The organism is Desulfobacula phenolica (assembly GCF_900105645.1).
Taxonomy (GTDB): domain Bacteria; phylum Desulfobacterota; class Desulfobacteria; order Desulfobacterales; family Desulfobacteraceae; genus Desulfobacula; species Desulfobacula toluolica.
Genome location: NZ_FNLL01000021.1, coordinates 1 through 20,269, shown reverse-complemented (window position 1 = coordinate 20,269; position 20,269 = coordinate 1). Strand labels below are relative to the sequence as shown.

Sequence of the window (20,269 nt, the reverse complement as noted above, 5' to 3'; positions counted from 1 at the left end):
CTTGAAATATTAAATTGCTGTGACCAGGATAGTAGCCGCATATGACCCATAGAAGAATTCTAAGGAACGTCCCGCATCTGTTTTTTGACATCGGCCACCAATTCCTGATGTCGATAATTATCAGGGTCTTCCGAAAGTGCTTTTTCTCCCCAATGCAATGCATTTGGAAAATCCTTTTGCTGGCGGAAATTTTCCGCAATGGCATACAGCACATGCTGCAGCGGTGCATTCCTGCTTTCAGGTGGAATATCCAGCACTTTTTTGAAATCGGCCACTGCAACTTTGTGATTCTTTTTAACCGTATAACAACTTCCCCGGCCGATAAGGCTCTCCTCGTCATACGGGTCCAGTGTCAAAGCGCTCGAGTAAAACATAATCGCGTCGTCGACCCGTCCTTCGATTTCGGAAATCTTGCCCAGATAAAAATAGGGGTTGTCTCCATCCTCATGACGATAAGCAGGATTCACCTTGATAACTGCCTCAAATGCTCTGACAGCACCGATTCCGTCCGGTTTGTTGAAACATCTTAAACCTTCATTAAACCACTCAGCCACAGAAAGTGGCACACTATTTTTATCCATTATATACCCCTTTATAACGGTTGGGTAACGGGCGGCAAGGGTTTCCAAAAAAGTTAATTGAAAGCACATAGTTCAAAAAATTTTTCAAACTTTAAAAAGAAGCAGACCCTTGCCTTCCAGTTCACACACTGGTTCGCTTTAGCTATATACGTTTTTACGATGTCCAACTTTGACAATCCAAATGGAAAGCTCGTCATCTTGAATAGAATAGATAATGCGATATCTGCCGTATCTTAAACGATATCTTTCCTGGCCACTTAGTTTTTTACACCAGGATTGACACGGGTTATCACCGAGAGATTCAATGCAGGTAAGAATTTTTGTTAAATCCTTATCCGGTATTGATTTAAAATCTTTCCAAACCGAAGATTTGAAAAAAATTTTATATGCGACCATCTTTTTTAAGCCTCTTAACCATTTGATCATAGCTGATTAAGGGATCATCAACTCTTTCATCAAAGACAGAAAGATCTTCAGCATCCTCAGAAAGTGCTTCTCTCAATGCTTCATTGATTATATCTGACATAGAGCGTGATGTTTCAAGAGATTTTAGTCGTAATGCCTGATGAAGGACTGGATCTAAATAGATGGTTGAACGTTTTGATAATTTTGCCATAATCTCACCCCCAAGTTTTTTATTTTGGTATTATAACGTTATGACGTTATAATGTCAATGTTTTGGAAGCGAACGCGGTGCTGACTGGCGCCGCACACCGATCAGGCAAACGCAGTTTGATTGATCGGCGTGCGGTGACCGGTCCAGCTCCTGGTTCCGGCGCAAGACGCCGGGGCCAGGGGCTGGACGAAGTCAGCACCGCGTTCCAGGCGGCGCAGCCGCCTGGAACATAAAAATCTGCGGCTCGCCCGCCAGCATTTTTTTGTTAGGATTTACTCTTGAATATTTATGCTTTCAAATTGATATCTATCAGTATTCTGATTCTGCGATGCCTTGATATGTAGTTTTGAATATTTCTAAAGATTTGGGGATGTATATTTTTTGCTCAGAACCAAAGCCCGATAGCCAAGTTTCCTTTTTTGATGGTTTTCTATAAAAATTATTAGAAAGCCTGGTACAGATTTCATAAGATTTTTTCAAAATTAGTTCAAAAGGTAATTCAGTCTGAAATTGTTCAGGATTCCCCAAAAACAATCCAGCGCATCTTAATTCATCTTCTATCGTTCTAATGTCGCGAACACCCCCTTGAAAACCGCTGGTGACTTTTATGAAATCAATACCCAATGTTTCAACAAAATTCACCAAACCAGGGTAAAATAGTTGGACATTTTTAGGAATGGTCATACAGGAAGGCATTCCATAGAAAGGTTGTTTTTCTTTTTTAGCCCAGGCTCTAAATAGAAATTCATGAATTGGGATTGCGGCGTTAGATGTGCATGTCTCCCAGTAAACCAAACCGCTAAAATGATCTCTGATAATGTAATGAGTTATATGTGTTTTTTTGAAATCTTTACAATTTTCAAGTTTTATTTCAAAGGGCTTCTTTTGATGTTTTAAGATGCCGTTGCGTGTGACGAAAAAATGTTTTGATGGTGTTACAATTAGTTGGTGAACTTCATTGGAATGATTTGTTTGATACCGATTCATATGCATACCCATAAATGACACAGAGATATGTATGAGTTGTTCATTCTTTCGTGTTTCGAAATCAATTGAGCTGTGGTCTTTTCAAAATGTTTGGGAATTAAAATCTCAGATTCATACCAGTTTATATCAGATTTGGTATTTGTCTGCGCCAACTCAACAATCCACTCGTTAATTTTTTTATTCCAGTATTTAAAATCATTTTTCTGAACAAACCCAATCATCCCACTGTGTTTTAGCGCAGATCCATGCTTCCCGGTTTTGAAGCGCTCAATTCCGCCATTGTTTTTTGAACCGATTACATATTCTTTTTCTCTATTACTCCCTGGTGTGGGCAATCTTTTGGCCTCGATCGAAAAAAAAGATTTATTTCCAAGAACGACCGAATTGATAACATTACCGCTGTTATCAATTTTTAGTGTCCCTATATCAACCGAGGGGCTGTCGCCCCTGTCTGGATTTTCCATATATTCTTTTTCAAACCAAAAGGGTGAAAATCCTCTTATGGCGTTTAAATTGAGAATTTCGACAAGCGTTTGTGTGAGGCCTTTTTCGTTTTGAATTTGAGATAGAGCAATAGATTCAGAAAAAATAATGAGATTTCTTTCTATGAATAAAATCACTTCTTTGATCGATGTGTCAAACTCAGGGGTATAAGGTCCGGATAATCTACCAGATACTTCTGATTCATATTTTTCATTGAACATTATTAAAACCCTTGGGTCACTAAATCAGAAAAGGTTTCGTCAGCATCCCGAATTGCAACCGAACGTAACCAGTAGCGCGTCTGCTTAGGTTTAATAAGATAAATAATATTATTTTCATAAATCCGAAGCATTCGAATGATTCTTGAATTCGAATTCACATTATTTTTGATAAGCTCATCAAGATCATCTTCAAGCCCTTTAGTTTTTTGAAGGGCAATGGATGAAGGATCATCAAAATAAAAAGGAAAGCAAATATATGATTTTGTTTCAAAATAGTGATACGGCTTAAGATTTTTATAAACAGAATTCAAAACCTTACAATAAACACTGGAAAATTGTTTCAGCTGACCCTGTGTTACCGGTTTTTCCGAGTCCGCATTCTCGCCTTTTCTCCTGAAATCAAGCATGTAATCAAGCACATCATCCATAAGAATTCGTTCGAGATCCGATATATTAAGCTCTGCTTCATCCTCAGGATAAGGCAGGCATTCAATATCATTCTTCAAAATAGCCGTTGCCCTGGTGATCATATACCTGCTGCTGAATCCGGCAACATGAAAAAGATATGTTCTGTTATTCTTGAATCGTTTTTCTATTCTTTTGAGCGCATCGGCTTGATTCGGAGCATGGATACCAATTATTTCATGCCTGAAAGAAAGATCGTCTTCCCGAAATATTACTGGAATGGAACTTTCTGATACGCCTTCCTTTATCAGAAGGTGAGGGGCTTGAAAAATTTCTTTATTCTTTTTGCTGCTCCGATAAAAATATTTGTTTTCAAGTTTGTAAATTTCACTATCATTGATGCCATCTTCTGTGAATGCATCCGTGGGCAGTGTTTTTTTCCCGGTAAGGTATTCGGCTGGTTGAAATTTTTTTTCAAGTTCCTGCAACTTCAGGTTTTCATCATCAGTTAATTCTGGAACTTTTTCTTTCAATCTGACAAGGGTATCAATTTTATCTTCATTTCCAACTATAAATCCCTCTGCGATTTTCCATCCTTCATTCTGCTCTTTTTCAGATAGAAACGTACCAAAATTTCGGATGGGTTCCAGCCTGTCCAAAAGCTGTCTTAACCTGCCGCCTCCCAGCAAGTTGGCTTTCCAGACAAGCCTGCTTTTTAGGGCGTCTTTAAAAGGCACTTTATGAAAATCATAGTGGTCCAATTCAAAGTAAAGCTTTTCTTTGGCCGGTTTTGTCCTGCGGACCGTAACATGGAGGATGTCTGTTTCATCAGGCTTTTGATTTTTTGCGAAAACAGCAGTAACCGGCACGTTTGCGCTCTCAAAAAGAACCTGGCTAAGGAAGGTAAAATCAATTAGCTGCGGAACATGATAATTGTTAAGAAAATAAGTTCGGAAATCAGCCGCGTTGGTATTGTATAAAAAGTGACCGGACGGCATTATCAAACAAAGAGATGCATTTTTTTTGCACAGGGTAATAGACTGATCCAGAAAAAGCAGTGCGATTTGATTATCCAGCAGTTTTGGATATGTCCGGCGTCTTTTGTTTTCAATCTTTGCTGCAGTATCTGTCAATTTTGATTCAAAGGGAGGATTCCCCACAATAAGATCGAATTCCGGTTTTAGTAAATCTTTCTCAATTAGTTCAAAAAAATCAATGCTGATGAAATTGTTCCCAATGAGATTATCAAATTTTAAATTCTCCCAGATAACCTTTGGTGACAATTCATCTAAAAGCACCAAACTAATGCTGAAAAACGTTAAGCGTACGGCTTCTTCGTGAATATCGACACCAAAAATATTATTTTTTAAAATTTTTTTTAGTTCATCTAAGTTTTGGGAATCAGGTTTGGCCCAATTGTTGCGGATTTTCCACCACTGAATCATCCTTTTGTACGCAGCCACAAGGAAAATACCTGACCCACACGCAGGATCCAACACCTTAAATTCTTTTTTTTCGAAATCAGACAACGGCAACAGCTCATCGATAAGCAAATTGACCAAATAAGGTGGCGTGTAAACGACTCCGGCTTTTTTATCTAAAAATTCTTCATAGATATTACTGATGAGTTCGATGGGTAAATCATTGAATGAATAAAGCCGCCAAAAAGTGTACTGACCATTATCAAGCCGCCCTTCAAAAAAATCGGCAAAAGAGTTTAAGTCTGCTTCGGCTAACTGCTCTCTTTCTTTTTTGCCGTTCCAGGCGAAAATTTCTCCATTAAAACTATTCTTGCTGCTCAGTTCATCAAATAATCGAAGGCATCCCCCTTTTTTACGAAGGACATCTAAAAAATTATCCTCCCCATTTGAAAATTTGACAAAAAACCTTTTGGGAAAAACTTTATTGCCGTCTTTATCCTCTCTCTCTTCAAGGTATTTGACAAGAATCGACATCACAAGAAGCTTTTTTGTAAGATTCTCATCCAGAATCTCTTTTTTAATGATATCTCGTTTGGCTGTTTTGAGTTCAGTTAAAAGCTTTATATAGGCAGTCTCTTTTAATGAAAATTTGCTTTTATATTTTGAGTCAGTCCAAAATGAGCCATTATCAAACCGCCTAGCAGATAACTGTTTGAATTTATCCAACTCTTTTTTTGCTTTTGATGCCAAATGGATTTTTTCAAACAGGCTATATGAAAGATTCCCGGTTTTTGGATCGAAATCCGGTTGTTTTAAACAGGTTAATATTTGAATTTCTGTTCTAAAAAATAAAAAAATAAGAGGAACATGACCGGAGTTCCAAATTTTCCGATACAGTTCTGTTATCTCATTATCTTTCCTGGGGTTTTTGATAAAATCATATATGTATATTTGTGGGATAGGGTTTCGTCCGTCATTGAATTGCCTTACATACACCGCATCAACATTATATTTTCCCGCCTGTTCTAAAATAATTTTGTCACCATCTGACAAATGAAGGTCATTGGGTAACAATAGACTTGGAGACTTGTATCCTTCAGATATCATTTCAAATTTTTCAAGAAGGATATTAAAACTATTCTGAGAATTATTTGATGTCATTAGAATACTTTTGTATTTTGTGGCGTATAAAGGTTCATCTGAAATGAATTACATAAGACATGCTTTTTTGTCAATGTTTATGAAATTGATTGTTCAGAGCAAATTATAATTGTGAGGTTTTAAATGTATGGTGTAGTCAAACTCTTATTGCATGTTCCAGAATTATTTCTCCCATTCCGGATACTGCCCCACCTTCGATTTCAACGGGTCCGTTTATAGGAATCTCTTTGATATATAACAACTTGGCGTCTTCCTCATCAGCGGGGAAGAAAGGGGCCCCAGGTTCATCATGCAAAAAAAAGTCACCATAAATAACATTGCAGTGCGGACAGGTGTTTGCAAAATATTTTTTCCCCACTGTTTTTGAATATCTGAAAAAGAATGTCGGGACTTTGCTTTGGATAAATGATCTGATGTTAACAGGCATTTTCTCTATACCGGATATGGTATAGACTTCATCATAACCATTTTCGATATGAGGGGCCAAAAGTGCGATTACCGGCATCTTTGTATCGCACCGCCAGCAGTGAACTTTCTTACCGATCATATATAATGGAGGTTTGATTTTATGCATTAGATTTATCGATTTTTAATTTTTTTAAAAACGGGGTTCTAACTGTAACTTTCTTTATTTTTCCTCCCAGATACCGACTTTTGCAAGACGTTGGATCAATGCCCTACGTCGCATATGACTGGTCATGAATTTATTTAATTCCTGTCTGAAAGATCTACTATTCCCTATGAGTGAGTATGCTTCAGAAATATCCAAAATGGAACGGCAGGCTTCATCGTAGGCCAGTCCCGATCCTCTTTTCACGATTTGCTGAACCGACTTCCAAATCTTTGGAAAATCCTTGGATATGTTCTTCAGATATACCTCTCTCTCTTTGCGGCGTTTGATTTCTTGCTGCATCTGCTCAAGGCTTTCCAAGTCAAGGCGTATTTTTTCAGCTTTCTTTGCATTTTTCAGCAGTTCTCCCAATGTCCGTCGAGGCGTTTGGGGTTTATCTCCTTGCAAGTTTATCCGCCATGTCGCGAACCAGTTCTTCAATTTCCTTTCGGCTTGATGGCCTTTGCCCTGTAGGAGCTGTTTTATAAAAGTATTCACTTCACTTTTCGGTAAACAATCGATCCAATCTTCCACCTCACTTTCAGAAATTTCTTCGGCTTGGACTGCGGGGCTGTTAATACCCGCACCTTTCAACAAATCAGGGTCCACCTCTAAAAATTCAGACAATGCCTGCTGGGATGATGTCAAGCTTCCCAATCCACTTACGGATAAAGGTTCCTTTTTATGATCGTCTATCATTTCCCCAGTCACAGATGCCAGCCAACCGATGTAAAGGCTTCGGATATCCCCCCGCAACAATTCATCTCTCAACGGAGCCAGGCGCGCCATCCAGCCTCGGCCATCTTCCATTCCAAAACGGTCATAGTTTTCAGATTCCTCAAGGCGCCACGTAATAATCCAGTGGGTTTTAGTGGCCTTGAAATCGAGTATATAGTTAATTTCCATGGCCTTGGCAATCTTTCTTGATAGTGTTTCAATCGGCACGCGTACCATAAAAATGGCAGTCATCCAGTTCGCCACATAGACATGAGCATCAAAGTACCGCTGCATCAGCTTGTCTGGATCTCCTTTGAAATCACCCCAATTGTACTCGTTGATAAAACTGACGGGCGTGATTTGGGCACGTGTTGAAAGGGCACGTAAAGCCTTCGTCTCCTCAAGAGTCAGAGGACGATCAATGGCCATAAATTCATAATATTGGTATTCGCTCATAATTCTAATTTTATGATAAAATTCTCAGGGATAAGTCAATCTTTTATTTAGGACATCATCAAAAATAAATTCAGTTTTTAACATGAACATCTGCGGCTTGTCCGTCAGCATATTTCTTGTTTTACTTAGAATTAGCACTTTTTTCCGCAATTTTGAAACATTGCATTAAATACAGAAGAATAAGGATGTAGCTTAAAACAAATTTGCTGATTACTCTTATCAACAAGTTCTTTAAATACGGGTTTATTATGAAATGCAATCGCCAAGCTTGCAAAATCAACAATAGGTTCAATATTCATTAATTTTATTTTCCCTTCTTTATCTGAACTATATTTGTGGTTCAAAATAAGAGAACTAACAATTCCATGATCGTTCCTTTGGATGACATTTTTTAAAAGCAAGTGAAAAAGGGGGATTTGGCTAAATCCATTATTACATGTTTTACAGGAGTTTCGTGGATAAGACGACGTATGACGCCCATCGTCTTAATTAGCGGGGCTTTATTAATCCATGACCTGTAAGACCCTACCCTCATCAATCCGGCGGCCAAAAGCCGATAGGACTTCGGCCTGGGTCTTACTTGGTGTCTCAAGATGTTTTTACCAAACATCAGCTTTTTTTGTTTGACCTGATATGGATTTTTCCGAAAGCTCATGCTCAGCCCCTTTTCTGACTGTTTGAAATTCAGAGAAAAAAGGTTGGATGAAATGTGAAGCCTTTGGCATAAGCGTAGGTATCGGTTCATTATATCATCTGAATTTTTCCAATGAGGGGCTTCTTCCTTGACTTTAGTCCTCATTTTAAGCAGCTCTTGGCGGATGGTTTCGAGCTTGCTATCAAAGGTATAGGATTTTTTTCGGGCGGTTTTGGGGCTATACGTGACAATTACTGTACGTTCTTTACCCCAGTACTCACCCTTTGAGCGATAGGCCAGTTGGCATTCATCATAACAATCTTTCTCTATCAGTTGTTTGTTGCCGGTGGTGTCAGCCACCTCAAAACGATCCAGTGGGATAACAGCAAGGTCCTGGGCAAAGTATGTGGAATATGTGGTAATAAAATGGACCCTGGAATGTTCATCAATCCAGGTGTAGTTGCCTTCAGAATTCATGCCTTTGTCAATTACAACGGTAAGTCGTTCCTTGGTTTTATTCAGTCCGCACACAACGCCAAACATTTCGTCCATGATGGTCTCAAAATGCCTGCTGTCATGGATGTTGCCGGGACAGACTGAATAATACAGTGGAAGCTTTGTGCCTTTGGCAACTAAAAGGCCAAGACCTATTTGCCTGAGATGATGCCGACCTTCCTTGTTTTTACCCCGGCAGGCTATTTCTGATTCAGTGTGGCTTGCCATAAATGTGTAATAATTGGTGGTGTCGAATAAAAGACAATCTGAAGCTGGAGATTCAATTTGCCATAGCCGTTCAAAGAATTTCAAGGTGATTTGATGCAAGGTATCTTCGTCAACCCGGTTCCATTTATCCCAACATCGTTTAAAGGGAGAGATAAATGGGGGGGGGGCATGTCTGCTAATGGCTGCAGCACAGGATCACACCGGCAAGGGTGAGGCTCCAGGATATCAGGGCGATCCCGGCATTGATTCCGCACAGGGCGCTGCCGAACTTGAGCCCGTAAATGGCGATATAGCGGGGAAGGGTGCGCCAGAACCGCGTTACAGGTATGGTCACAAGCCCGCCCACCAAAAGGGCGATCATCGCCTGGTATTCGGTGATACCGGCCTGATCCATCAGACTGAACAGCAACGTGATTCCCATGACAGGGCTGAAAATATAGGCCGATATCGGTGCCACGACAGTGGCCGGCAGGTCGACAATTAAGGCCAGCGGCCAGATGACCGATTCAAACCAGTCCAGCATGCCGGACTGGAGAAGTACCTGAAAAAAAAAGGTCATTCCGGCAAGCAGGGTTACCATTCGGATGAACATCTTTTTCCTGGCAAGCCAGGCTGATTTGATCATCTGCCCAATGGTTTTTCGGGGCTGTTCAGGATGCTCGATTCTTTCGATCTGATCCTCTTCCCCGTCCCCGGGTATGGTCCCGGGCGCAATGCCCCTTCCCATGGCGGCGGCAAAAGAAAGCTTGAGAAGGCCGGTCAACCAGAATGCAAACATGTACACAAGGCAGAGACGAAGATCGAACAGCGGGATGATGACCGGGAGATAGAAGGCCAGTGGTTTTCTGAAGTGAACCGGTACAGTGTTCAAAACCCCGGTGGCCAGCAGCACCCTGCTGGTCACGCGGCCGTCGGCATAAAACTGCGCTGTCATGGTATGGGCCGCCACAGTGGAACCAATGGCTGCCAAAAAGCTGATGGCGCTTTCCGATGGGAGCCGGGTGAGTCGCGCAACCGGCTTTGTGATGGCTGTCAGGTATTTCAAGTGGCCCATTTGGATGGACAGTTCGATTCCCAAAAGGCTGACAAGCATGATGGATCCGATCCTAAGGACCAGGTCGGCCGTAAACTCAAGGGATGAAAAAATAATGTCCATGGAGACCGAGAATATCCCATTCCGGTTTTTTGAACAAGGGCAGACATAAGGATAAATTCAACAGTTGTGTCTATTCTTGCCATTCCATGGGGATAGTGCTATATCCCAAAGGTTTTTTGCTGCCATTGCTATAGTTGCCACAGTAGGGAGGTGGACCGGATGAATTTTGAAAATTTGCTGCTGATTCACACCAAGCTCTATCCCCCTAAGTTGAGAACCGACAGGGTATTGAGGCCCCAACTGCTGGAACAGTTGGAAAGGGGCATCAATAGTGGTGCCAGGCTGATCCTTCTGACGGCACCGGCCGGGACGGGAAAGACCACGCTTCTGTGCGAATGGCTGCAGCACAGCGGACGCAGTGCAGCATGGCTCTCCATCGGTGAGGCGGATGATGAAATTTCCAGGTTTCTGCATTATCTGGTGACTTCGGTGAGCTGGGCCACAAAGATGGATTTTTCCTTGATTTACAATGCGCTCAATACGCCCGGGCCTGTGCCGGTGAAAACCCTCATGACCCACCTGGTCAATACCGCCATGGTGTTTCCGGGAGAGGTGGTGGTGGTTCTGGACGGCTATCATCACATTACACAGCCCGATATCCATGAGGCATTGGCCTTTCTGCTGGATTATCTGCCTGACAATTTTGTTTTTGTCATTGCATCACGGGAAAGCTTTCCCATTTCCTGCGGGAAATGGGTGATTCAGAACCGGCTTCTCAGGCTGGATCAGGCCCAGCTAAATTTTTGCCGGATAGAGGCGGAACAGTTCCTGACACACACCATAGGGCTGGATCTGGCGGCGCCTGAGGTCGACAGGCTGATGGGACGGACAGAAGGATGGATCGCCGGGCTCAAGCTACTGGCACTCTCCGCATCCTCCGGGCAGAACCGGAAGGAGGATGAAAAATCTTATTTCAGCGACGATCCCTCGGCAGCAGCGTCTCTGGTCCAGGAAATGCTGGACCAGCAGCCTTCCGAGCGGATAGAGTTTTTGTTGAAAACCTGCCTGCTGGAAAAGATGACATCGGGTCTGTGCGAGGCGGTGACAGGCTGTAAAAGATGTCAGGAGTTTCTGGATGATCTGGAAAAAAAGAACCTGTTTGTCATTCCCCTGGATCATGACCGCACATGGTTCCGGTATCAGAATTTTTTCAAGGCGCTTCTGGAAAAGAAGGTCCGGCGTCAGTACCCGGAAATGCTTCTGGAAGGCCACTCAAAAGCGAGCCTCTGGTACGAGCGTCACGGTTTTTTTTCCCAGGCCATCTGGCATGCCATCTTCAGCAAGGATTACGACAGGGCCTGTTTTCTTATTGAAGACCATGGGGAGGTCCTTTTTAAGAAAGGGGATTTTTTTTCGGTCAAGTCATGGCTTTCGGCCATTCCTGCCGATTTTGTCCACGCCAATGCCCTGCTTAATCTTTTTGAGGCCGTGATCTTCATTCAACTGGGGGATCTGCCCCAGGTCCAGAACCGGCTCAGCTATCTGGAGACCTATGTTGAAAAGAACCAGATCCTTCAGGACAATGCGCGGCTGTACAAGCTCTATCATACGGTTGTGGCGGCATTTTTCAGCCTGAAGGGGGATCCGGCGGAAGCCAAGAGGGTTCTGGAAAAGATTATTGAAAAACCCTCCTTTGGCTCCTGGAAGCTGATCTCCATTGTTTTGATGGGGGATCTGGAATTGCGGTACGGCAATATCGACAATGCTGAAAACGCTTACACCACGGTCCTGAAACAGGGCAGAGAAAAAGACGATGCCTTTGCCCTGCTTTCGGCAATGGTCGGCATGGCCTCGGTGCAGTTTTACAAGGGGCATCCTGACACCTGCATCGATACCTGCACAAGGGCACTGGACAAAGAGCAGGTCGTTTGCGAAAGCGATTGTTTTGTTTTGGCCGAGCTTCATATGCGGCTGGCACAGATCCATTACCAGACGAACCGTCTGGAAGCGTCTGAAAAAGAGGTAAAAATTGCTTTCAAGATGGCAGAAAAAGAGATGAACTCCCGTCTTCTGATATACGGCAACATTCTTTTGACACTGATCAATACGGCGAAAAACAACATCGAGAAGGCCAGCAATCTTCTCAAGTCAACCAGGAATCAGGTCCATACCGGTCACCTTCACTGCTATGAGCATCAGTTCAAGCGTGCGGAATCCTTTCTGATGATACGAATGCGCCAGTTGAGCCGTGCCGGGATACCGGCTGCGGTCATGGAACCCAAAAAGGATATCAATTGCAAGGGGTGCAACGGGTTCTGCACCTGCATCTGCATTCCTTTTATCCGCAACCTGATCGAGGGTCATGATGACAAAACCGCCATCTGCTGCCTGAATCAGGTGATGCCCCGGATCAGGGAGACCGGCAAGATCCCCAGGCTCCTGGAAGCCCGGATACTTCTGGCCCGGGCCCTTGACCGTGTGGGAGAAAAGGACAGGGCGGTCTCTGCCATGGAGGCGGCCCTGCTCATGGGGCATGCGGCAGGGTATATCCGGTTTTTTGCCGACTGCGGAAACTCGATCCTCTCCCTGCTTCATACTGTCCGCCAGAAAGCCTCCCGCCAATGGCAGCCAACTGTTTCAGCCGAGTATGTCCTTCATCTGATCAAAACCATTGAAGATGAAATGGGGCATGGTTCCTTCCTGTCCATCCCGGCCGAGCCGATGACCGAGCCGTTGACCGAACGCGAGATGGAAATCCTGCTGCTTCTGGCGTCGGGGCAGAGCAACCCGGTAATTTCGGATACCCTTTCCATCTCCGTCAATACCGTCAAGACCCATATCAAAAACATCTTTGACAAGCTTCTGGTCAACAGCCGAACCCAGGCCGTGGCTCGTGCCCGTCAGATCGGGCTCATCCCCTGACCCGCCTGTTCTTATTTTTGTCCCCCTCCCAGACACCTCACCCTTTCGGGTGAGCAAGATCCTGTGAAAATTGTTCAATCTCACCTTCTTGGGTGATGACAAGTGGGTGTCCTTCGTTTAATCAATATTTTATGGTTTGCATAATAATCGATCCGTGATGTGCGGCAGGGCGCGGATCTGAATTGCCGTTTGATTGAATGAAAGGAAAAAAAAATGAATCTGCAAAAGTACATAGGAAAACTGATCTGCATGTTGATGGTACTCTTTTTCTGTTGCCCTTTGACTGTGATAGCCAAGTCAAAGCCGGGTGGGGCGCCGCCGGCGCCGAAAGCGGAAAAATTCAGCGAGATGTTCACCAAGGGAAATGTGTTCGGAGAGTTCCGGACCTTTTATTTTTCCCAGGATTATGACCGGGACGACCTGAAGGATAAAAAAACCTTTGCCACCGGTGGCATGCTGCACGCCCGGACAGCGCCTTTCAAGGGAATCAGTTTTGGCGCCGGTTTTTACACGGCCCAGCCCCTGGGGCTGAATGATGACGATGACGAGGTCTATGGCGGTCTGGTCCCGAAAGACAGCAGCGGCAATGCAGACAATGTCACTGTTCTGGGAGAGTATTTCATCGCATACGACATTTCCAAGACAAAGATCAAAGTCGGTGCCCAGGAACTGAAGACCATGTGGCTCACCCACTGGGACAAGCGGCTCATCCCCGTCACCCATGAGGGTCTCAGCATCCTGAGCAAGGAGATCGAAAACCTGGAGATCGAGGCCGGTCACATGCTCCGGTTCAAGGATACGGCGGCGGATGATTTTGTTTGGATCTCGGACAGCTACAAAGGGGTTCCGGATGATCAGAACAGCGGCTGCAGTTATCTTCAGTTCAAATATGCCGGATTCAAGGGATGGCGCCTGATCGGTGCGTACCACCTTTTCCACGACATTTTCAGCAACACCTGGCTGAGCGCCGATTACCGGCACAAGGTCAGCAAGGACCTGACGCTCTGGGGCCGGGGGCGCACCGTTTTTCAGAGCGATGCAGGGGATGCCCTGGGAACGGGCGGCCAGGGATTTGACACCCATATGATCGGCGGTCAGGTGGGCACAGCATACAAGGGTTTGAAATTATTGGTCAACTACTCTACGATCGGGGACCATGATCTGATGGGGGCCAGGACTGCAGTGAAAAACATTGCGCTTCAGAAGGTCAACAATGTCAGGGCCGAAGAAGTTGCCTGGTCCTTCAGGGCGGAACAGGATCTGTCACGGTTTTTCGACCGGTTGAAAGGCCTGCGCCTGATCGCGGAATACGGGATTTTCGACACCCCTGACAAAGGGCAGAAGAATGCTGCAGAAGACATGACAGAGCTTGACCTGGAACTCAATTACGCCATGCAGGGCTGCCTTGACGGGTGGACGCTCAGGATCCGTCATGCCATTGTGGACGGAGACTGGGCCAACAGCCAGAACGACTATTCAGACACCCGGTCCCAGCTGACCTACACGTTCTAACCGGACATTGCTTCCGGTAAGTCCTGTCCCTGATGCAGGCTATTTTGCCGGTATCAGGGGCAGAATAAATGGGGTTGGTTGAGATCTTTTAACAGAAAACAAGATGGAAAAGGAGGCGTATTAAATGAGCGGTTTTTTAATCTTTTTGGCAGGGGCATTATGTGTACTCGTTGTGGCTTTTCTGTATAAGAATTCAACGAAATGGTATGAATGGCTGTTGGGTCTTGGTTGGTATGCATGGGTTGTTATGGGGGTATCCTTTGTATACTCAAACTATATGGGCCATCATCACAAGGCAGCGGCAGTTGGCATGACCTTTTTTGGTATTATTGCTATTATTTCAGCCTTTGTCATTGTCAGAGTCACAGGGTTGATCGGTAAAAAAACGGTTAAGACTGGATATAAGGAGGCTGTATAATGTCGGATGATAAAAAAAATATGGAAAATCAGCAAGAAAAGTCTGTTGACCGCAGAAACTTCTTAAAAATCGGCGGCGCGGCAATTTCCAGCATGGGCCTTGCTGCTGTCGGTGGCACGGCCGCTTTTGCGATTAATAATGACAAGAAAGAGGAAAAAATTCTTTCCGAAAAGCTGGTTTATCGCCCGGATGGCTGGCAGGGCGCAAAGGTGCGGTATCTTGATTATCCCGGCGGCAGTTTCGACATAAACAATCCCAAGCAGGTGGACATTTCCAGTGGTTATCTGGGGACAACCAAAATTGCAGGCAAGATTAAGCGTGTCAGTGAAATGGCCGGCGGTTTTCATAAATATAATGCCGGATTTTACGGCGATCCTAAGAAACTGGTGAAAGCCACGGGGAAAAAACATGTCTCTCCCATAGGAGATGCAATCCGTTTTGCCACTTTCCCCTACGGCTCGGAAAAAATTATTGACGGCAAACCCAATCCCAAGAAGTTCCCGATTCCCGGTCCTGAAGAGATGTCCCGCCATATGAAGGATTTGGGCTTCTTTTTAGGTGCGGCTGACGTCGGTATCGGGGTAATGCCCACCTTTGCGCTCTTTTCCCATAATGGACCGTCTTTGGGACAGTTAAGCAAGGGAATCCGGTTTGAAAAACCTGTGGAGAATTCGCATCCGCTTGCCATTACGCTGTTGTTTGACCAGGGTTTCAAGGCCGGGACAATGGGTTCAAACGGTTACGATGGGGGAACATTCGGCTCAAGAAGGGCGTACCTGATGGGTGCAGTGGCTGCTGTCACCATTGCCAAATACATTCGTAACCTGGGTTATAGTGCCCGTGCGCACAATGTGATGAATTATCAACTTACCGTTCCGCCGGTTGCCATTGCTTCGGGTATGGGCGAATTGTGCCGTGTGGGTGACTGTGTCCTGCACCCCTATCTGGGTTTCAGGCACAAGGATGTGGTCGTTACGACGGATATGCCGCTGATGCCTGACCGCCCCATTGATTTCGGCGTACAGGATTTTTGCCGGGTGTGTAAAAAATGTGCCGAAGAATGTCCTTCCGGTGCCATTACCAAGGATGATGATAAGGTACTCTATAACGGCTACTATAAATGGAAGCTTGATTACGATAAATGCACCTTGTTCAGACGCACCAATCCGGAGGGTTACGGTTGCGGGCGTTGCTTGAAAGTCTGTCCATGGGCAAGCAAGGAGGATAGCTGGTACCACAGGTTGGGATCCTACCTGGGTTCATTGAAATCCGATTCAACCAATCGTGTGATAAGGGAAATGGACGATATTTGTGGATACGGTACGGAGTTTGCCAGTGAATATAAATGGTGGCTTGGGTATATGGATGGCACGGATTACAGGATGTATTAAAAAGGCGGGAAAAGCAAGCGGCGAGTAAAAAGTGCGTGTCGCTTGCTTCTTTCCAATGGGTTTAATATATCGGGATTGGGAAAGGTCAAATTTACGAATGAAGAGATTTCTGCCGTTTTTAACATTGGGTTTGCTTTTGACCGCTTTCGTGTATGGCCGAATTGCCAACCAGATGGATCCCTGCCTCGTACATGAATATTATCAAAAAATGAACAAGGAAGCGGTTCGCTATGAGCCGATAAACGATCATACGGCCAAGGCAATTGGAGAAGATGGTACTCTGATTGCCTATCTTGGCCTGAGCAGCAAGATCGGTTACGGCGGGCCTTTGATCGTTGGAACCGTCATTTCAGTAGACGGAACCATTAAAGATATCCTTATTTTGGACCACAAGGAAACCGCTTCGTATATAACCAAAATCACTCAGGCCGGATTTTTTCGTCAATTTGCCAAAAAACAGGCTTCTGATGCATTGACCCTGAATTGTGACATTGACGGCGTGTCCGGGGCAACCCTCTCGACCCGGGCCATCGCATCAAGTGTCCAGAATGTTGCCCACACGGTTATTTTAAAGGAGTTTAACCGGCCACCCCAAAAATCAAAAATAAAATTACATATCGGGCTCAAAGAGATTTTGGTCACCTTATTGTTTGTGTTATCTTTATTTCTGCCAGGGTATAAAAGGTTTTCAAAGTACCGTTTTGCTTTTTTGGTTCTGAGTATGGCAATACTTGGGTTCTGGCTGAACAGGTCCTTATCCATGGGAAATGTCGGCGCCCTGTTTTTGGGTTATTTTCCTTCTCCCTGCGAAAATTTTATCTGGTATATTGTGCTTGCGGGGGCTATCGGAACGGCGTTGTTCACGGGCAAAAACAGATACTGCTCTCATGTCTGTCCATTCTGCGGGGTGCAGGAAATAACCCATAAGATCAGCGGGATAAACATTTCTTTGGGAAAAAAGGCGAAATGGATCCGCAAAATTAAAGATGTGATCCTCTTTGCCGTTTTCTTTTTGGCGTTCCTGTCCATGAATCCGTCTGTATCAAGCTTTGAACCGTTCGGGACGATATTCGGATTGAATGGATCAAGCTATCAGTGGTATTTGCTGTTTATAATACTTGTGGCCAGTTTCTTTGTCCGGCGTTTTTGGTGTGTCGCATTCTGCCCGGTAGGAACATTCTTGAATAAGGTTGCTTCTGTTTCTCGAAAAATCAGCGGAAAAATTAAACAATTGCCTTTTTTATCAGCAAGAAAGGGATGTGAAAATGCAAACAACGAAAATGTGTGAGGAAACACAGGCCGCAAAGCAAAAGAAAAAAAGCAAATCCTCATTCCTGATCATCATTTTTTACTGGCTTACAATGCTGTTTATATTGCTTGTGATTATGGAAACCTGGAATTCAAGTCTTTAAGATCCCTGTTAATGGATTAAACCTTTTAATGTGGTAAATAAATATGATTAAAATAAAAATCACCCCAAAAAAGGATCTGTAATCATTTTTTCAGGGTCAACCGGAAAGGTCACCTTGCCCCACTTGGTGCGATATTTTTTGGGGCTGATGTGGCACAGTTCGGTGAACACTTTTCGAAAATGGCCGCTGTTCTCATATCCGACCCTACAGGCGATTTCATCAAAGCCGCAGTTCTGAGTTTCCATGATTCGTTTTGCGGCTTCAACCCGGAGCCGGTGAAAAGTTTTACATCCCAATTCTCTTGTTTCGTGTCGTTATATCTTAGTTGTACATGTCCATAAAAAGGACTAACTGCTAGTGTAAAATCGTTTCTGTAAATTCAATTTTCACCAGAGACCCAGAAATTAAGGTCCTGGGGTTGAAAGTGCTGGGTCAAAACTTAAAGTTCCTTTTTTTAAACGACCAAATCCCCCCCTGTGTCAGGATAGATGTCGCCTCAATTAAAAATTAAATTTGGGGCATTGAGGTGATAAATATGGGATATTCTATTCAATTAAAAGAAGCTGTGTTAAAAAAGGTGTTACAGGGAAACAAACCCCACCATGAAATTGCAAAAGAATTAGGTGTTGGCCGGTCTACAATCGGTAAATGATTAAGAGAATACAAACAAAACGGAAGCATAAAATTGAAATCAAAAGAAAAACGCCCCAAAGACTGGACAGCCGAAAAGGCTCCCGAGCCACCCCTGGCAATAAATTGTCTGATGATGAAAAGACCCGGATAGCCAATGTATTAGAGTCGCCTGAATTTGCTGAGTCCAATCCAAATCAGATCGTACCAAGACTTGCTGACCAGGGAATTTATCTGGGTTCTGAATCAACCATGTACAGAATTCTTAGGGACTTAAAAATGAATAAACACCGTCAATCCAGTCTTCCCGCAAAAAGGCACAGTCCTGATCCATTGATTGCAAATGCCCCGAACCAGTTGTGGAGCTGGGACATAACGTATTTGCCGTCAACAGTAAGGGGCAGGTTCTTTTACCTATATACTGATACGGCAAAGAGGGCTGCATAGATGTCAGAAATGGGTATAGCATTAGCAAAAAATCCCTCATGGGCGAGAATGGATCCTCAAATTATCCGTCGGAGGTCATGAGGGGATTTTGCGGGAATATTAACAAAGTGTTTTATAAAAAGGCGACATCTTGCTTGACATCCACCGCCGCGCGGTTCGCTTAAATCAGCGGCGCTGCTTTTTTGCGTCTACTGAATTTTATTGTTATGGAAGCTGACTATTGTTTTCGGCCGATGCACACAAAGTCCTGTCCAATCTTAGGCTCATTCTCAAGAAGCTCGCAAACCCTAAGTATTTTTTCATGCATTTCAGCATCAGCTATTTTCGACTCAATATCAGGAAGCATCCAAACAGGGCTAACTACGCCTTTCGTTGCCTCTATTTTGAAACCTGACGACGTTATTTCTGCTTCTAATTCTTCAGGCAAATGAAAATGCCAAGTTGGATTACGAGTTCTAAAACCTGTTTCTACTTCTGTTTTAACCATTTCAAAATAGGTGTCATCCAGAATAAGCTCACTATGAATACCGTAGAAAACACCCGCATAGCGATTAATTGCAAAACCAAACAGAACCCCATTGGATTTTAAAATCCGAAGAGCTTCATTGAGGACTTTCTTTCTCTCAACTAAGCCTGTGATGTGATATAGCGGACCATGCAAGATCACAGCGTCAAATGAGTTATCTTCAAATTCTAAATCCTTAGCGTCACCAACATGGTAACCATCAAGGAGAATTCCTTTATCCAAACCGATTCTTTCAGCCTTTTCTATATGAGCGGGCACTATGTCTAATAGATGTACATTATGACCAGCTCTTGCTAAATCAAACGAATAGGCACCAGTTGCTCCACCAATATCAATTATTTTGAGAGGGTTACCCTGAAGGTATTGTTTAAAAATATTAAGTGTACGCTGTCGTTGAATTTGACCAAAACCATCTTCATGACGTTCATTTTCACTAAATATTTCCGTGTAATAATCAACGACCTTTTTATTCATAAACAATCCTCTAAATTAACGTCACAAATAACCGGAAAATCAAGGCACAAAGCGAAGCGGCGCACCTTTATTTGTCCGAGTTAATTTGGCTTGTTGGACGAAGCCGCTACGCGGAGACAGCAAGCTCCCCTCTTTTAAAAATCAACACATTGTAACTTTGCCTTCTTATAGTAATATACCGGAAAAGGCGATGCCAACGCATCGGCCATTGACCAGTTACTTCAAAAAGGAGGTTTACAATGGACACCAGCATGCCCAATGATCCACAATTCAACGAGTATTACCGCAAGCATCTTCAGTACTTGAAACTGGCAGGCCTGCAACCCAAGACCATCGAGGCCTACTCACGGGCGATCAGGCGAATCGGCAACTATTTCGACTGCCGGGTCGAGAACCTGACCACAGACCAACTCCTCGATTATTTCA

21 protein-coding genes are annotated in these 20,269 nt (G+C 44.0%); 8 read left to right on the top strand and 13 right to left on the bottom strand.

Going from position 1 to position 20,269, the window contains the following annotated elements; genetic code table 11:
• Positions 1-59 precede the first annotated feature (59 nt).
• The 11 genes from BLT94_RS20605 to BLT94_RS20555 all read right to left on the bottom strand — a co-directional run bounded on the left by BLT94_RS20605 (position 60) and on the right by BLT94_RS20555 (position 10,171).
• On the bottom strand, positions 60-581 hold the full coding sequence (locus tag BLT94_RS20605) for a tetratricopeptide repeat protein (RefSeq protein ID WP_092238444.1): 522 nt from the start codon (positions 579-581) through the stop codon (positions 60-62).
• A gap of 138 nt (positions 582-719) precedes the next feature.
• Positions 720-977: a type II toxin-antitoxin system RelE family toxin gene (locus tag BLT94_RS20600; RefSeq protein ID WP_092238441.1), complete on the bottom strand. Its 258-nt coding sequence runs from the start codon at positions 975-977 to the stop codon at positions 720-722.
• Positions 964-1,197, bottom strand: coding sequence for a hypothetical protein (locus BLT94_RS20595; protein WP_014955721.1), 234 nt, complete (start codon positions 1,195-1,197; stop codon positions 964-966). Before BLT94_RS20595 ends, BLT94_RS20600 begins: the two co-directional genes overlap by 14 nt.
• Before the next feature lie 309 nt (positions 1,198-1,506).
• Positions 1,507-2,184, bottom strand: a complete 678-nt coding sequence (locus BLT94_RS20590) for a hypothetical protein (protein ID WP_092238438.1) — start codon at positions 2,182-2,184, stop codon at positions 1,507-1,509.
• Positions 2,181-2,888, bottom strand: coding sequence for a hypothetical protein (locus tag BLT94_RS20585; protein ID WP_092238435.1), 708 nt, complete (start codon positions 2,886-2,888; stop codon positions 2,181-2,183). Before BLT94_RS20585 ends, BLT94_RS20590 begins: the two co-directional genes overlap by 4 nt.
• Positions 2,889-2,890: 2 nt before the next feature.
• Positions 2,891-5,875: an Eco57I restriction-modification methylase domain-containing protein gene (locus BLT94_RS20580; protein WP_092238432.1), complete on the bottom strand. Its 2,985-nt coding sequence runs from the start codon at positions 5,873-5,875 to the stop codon at positions 2,891-2,893.
• A 136-nt stretch (positions 5,876-6,011) separates the two neighbouring features.
• Positions 6,012-6,449: a hypothetical protein gene (locus BLT94_RS20575; RefSeq protein ID WP_245743204.1), complete on the bottom strand. Its 438-nt coding sequence runs from the start codon at positions 6,447-6,449 to the stop codon at positions 6,012-6,014.
• Positions 6,450-6,503: 54 nt separating this feature from the next.
• Positions 6,504-7,658, bottom strand: a complete 1,155-nt coding sequence (locus BLT94_RS20570) for a hypothetical protein (protein WP_092238426.1) — start codon at positions 7,656-7,658, stop codon at positions 6,504-6,506.
• A 131-nt stretch (positions 7,659-7,789) separates the two neighbouring features.
• On the bottom strand, positions 7,790-7,957 hold the full coding sequence (locus BLT94_RS22105) for a hypothetical protein (RefSeq protein WP_175530438.1): 168 nt from the start codon (positions 7,955-7,957) through the stop codon (positions 7,790-7,792).
• 92 nt (positions 7,958-8,049) lie between these two features.
• On the bottom strand, positions 8,050-9,168 hold the full coding sequence (locus tag BLT94_RS20560; protein ID WP_456073001.1) for an IS1634 family transposase: 1,119 nt from the start codon (positions 9,166-9,168) through the stop codon (positions 8,050-8,052).
• Between the two features lie 22 nt (positions 9,169-9,190).
• Complete coding sequence (locus BLT94_RS20555) at positions 9,191-10,171, bottom strand: hypothetical protein (protein WP_092238417.1); 981 nt, start codon at positions 10,169-10,171, stop codon at positions 9,191-9,193.
• 159 nt (positions 10,172-10,330) lie between these two features.
• On the opposite strand from BLT94_RS20555, the gene BLT94_RS22575 reads away from it, so the two are divergent.
• The 5 genes from BLT94_RS22575 (at position 10,331) to BLT94_RS20530 (ending at position 17,642) form a co-directional block, all read left to right on the top strand.
• Positions 10,331-13,033, top strand: a complete 2,703-nt coding sequence (locus BLT94_RS22575) for a LuxR C-terminal-related transcriptional regulator (protein WP_092238414.1) — start codon at positions 10,331-10,333, stop codon at positions 13,031-13,033.
• Between the two features lie 213 nt (positions 13,034-13,246).
• A complete protein-coding gene (locus BLT94_RS20545) occupies positions 13,247-14,545 on the top strand; it encodes an OprD family outer membrane porin (RefSeq protein ID WP_092238412.1) in 1,299 nt (432 codons plus the stop codon).
• Between the two features lie 124 nt (positions 14,546-14,669).
• Entirely contained in the window at positions 14,670-14,963 is a 294-nt protein-coding gene (locus tag BLT94_RS20540) for a hypothetical protein (protein WP_092238409.1), read from the top strand.
• The gene (locus BLT94_RS20535) at positions 14,963-16,354 is read left to right on the top strand and encodes a reductive dehalogenase (protein WP_092238406.1); all 1,392 of its coding nucleotides are present in this window, start codon (positions 14,963-14,965) and stop codon (positions 16,352-16,354) included. Before BLT94_RS20540 ends, BLT94_RS20535 begins: the two co-directional genes overlap by 1 nt.
• Before the next feature lie 97 nt (positions 16,355-16,451).
• On the top strand, positions 16,452-17,642 hold the full coding sequence (locus BLT94_RS20530) for an FMN-binding protein (RefSeq protein ID WP_092238403.1): 1,191 nt from the start codon (positions 16,452-16,454) through the stop codon (positions 17,640-17,642).
• 183 nt (positions 17,643-17,825) lie between these two features.
• Here the strand turns inward: BLT94_RS20530 and BLT94_RS20525 are convergent, their stop codons facing one another.
• Positions 17,826-18,062: a helix-turn-helix domain-containing protein gene (locus tag BLT94_RS20525; protein WP_092238400.1), complete on the bottom strand. Its 237-nt coding sequence runs from the start codon at positions 18,060-18,062 to the stop codon at positions 17,826-17,828.
• Positions 18,063-18,301: 239 nt separating this feature from the next.
• Between BLT94_RS20525 and BLT94_RS22225 the strand changes: the two genes are divergently transcribed.
• Positions 18,302-18,418, top strand: coding sequence for a trp operon repressor (locus BLT94_RS22225; RefSeq protein ID WP_217641258.1), 117 nt, complete (start codon positions 18,302-18,304; stop codon positions 18,416-18,418).
• Positions 18,415-18,843 carry a helix-turn-helix domain-containing protein gene (locus tag BLT94_RS20515; protein WP_139169090.1) on the top strand — a complete coding sequence of 143 codons (429 nt, stop codon included), beginning with the start codon at positions 18,415-18,417 and terminating at the stop codon, positions 18,841-18,843. Before BLT94_RS22225 ends, BLT94_RS20515 begins: the two co-directional genes overlap by 4 nt.
• 217 nt (positions 18,844-19,060) lie before the next feature.
• Here BLT94_RS20515 and BLT94_RS20510 read toward each other — a convergent pair whose 3' ends face one another.
• Entirely contained in the window at positions 19,061-19,843 is a 783-nt protein-coding gene (locus BLT94_RS20510) for a class I SAM-dependent methyltransferase (RefSeq protein ID WP_092238395.1), read from the bottom strand.
• 239 nt (positions 19,844-20,082) lie between these two features.
• Between BLT94_RS20510 and BLT94_RS20505 the strand changes: the two genes are divergently transcribed.
• A partial coding sequence (locus tag BLT94_RS20505) for a phage integrase N-terminal SAM-like domain-containing protein (RefSeq protein ID WP_175530437.1) occupies positions 20,083-20,269 on the top strand: 187 nt, incomplete at its 3' end.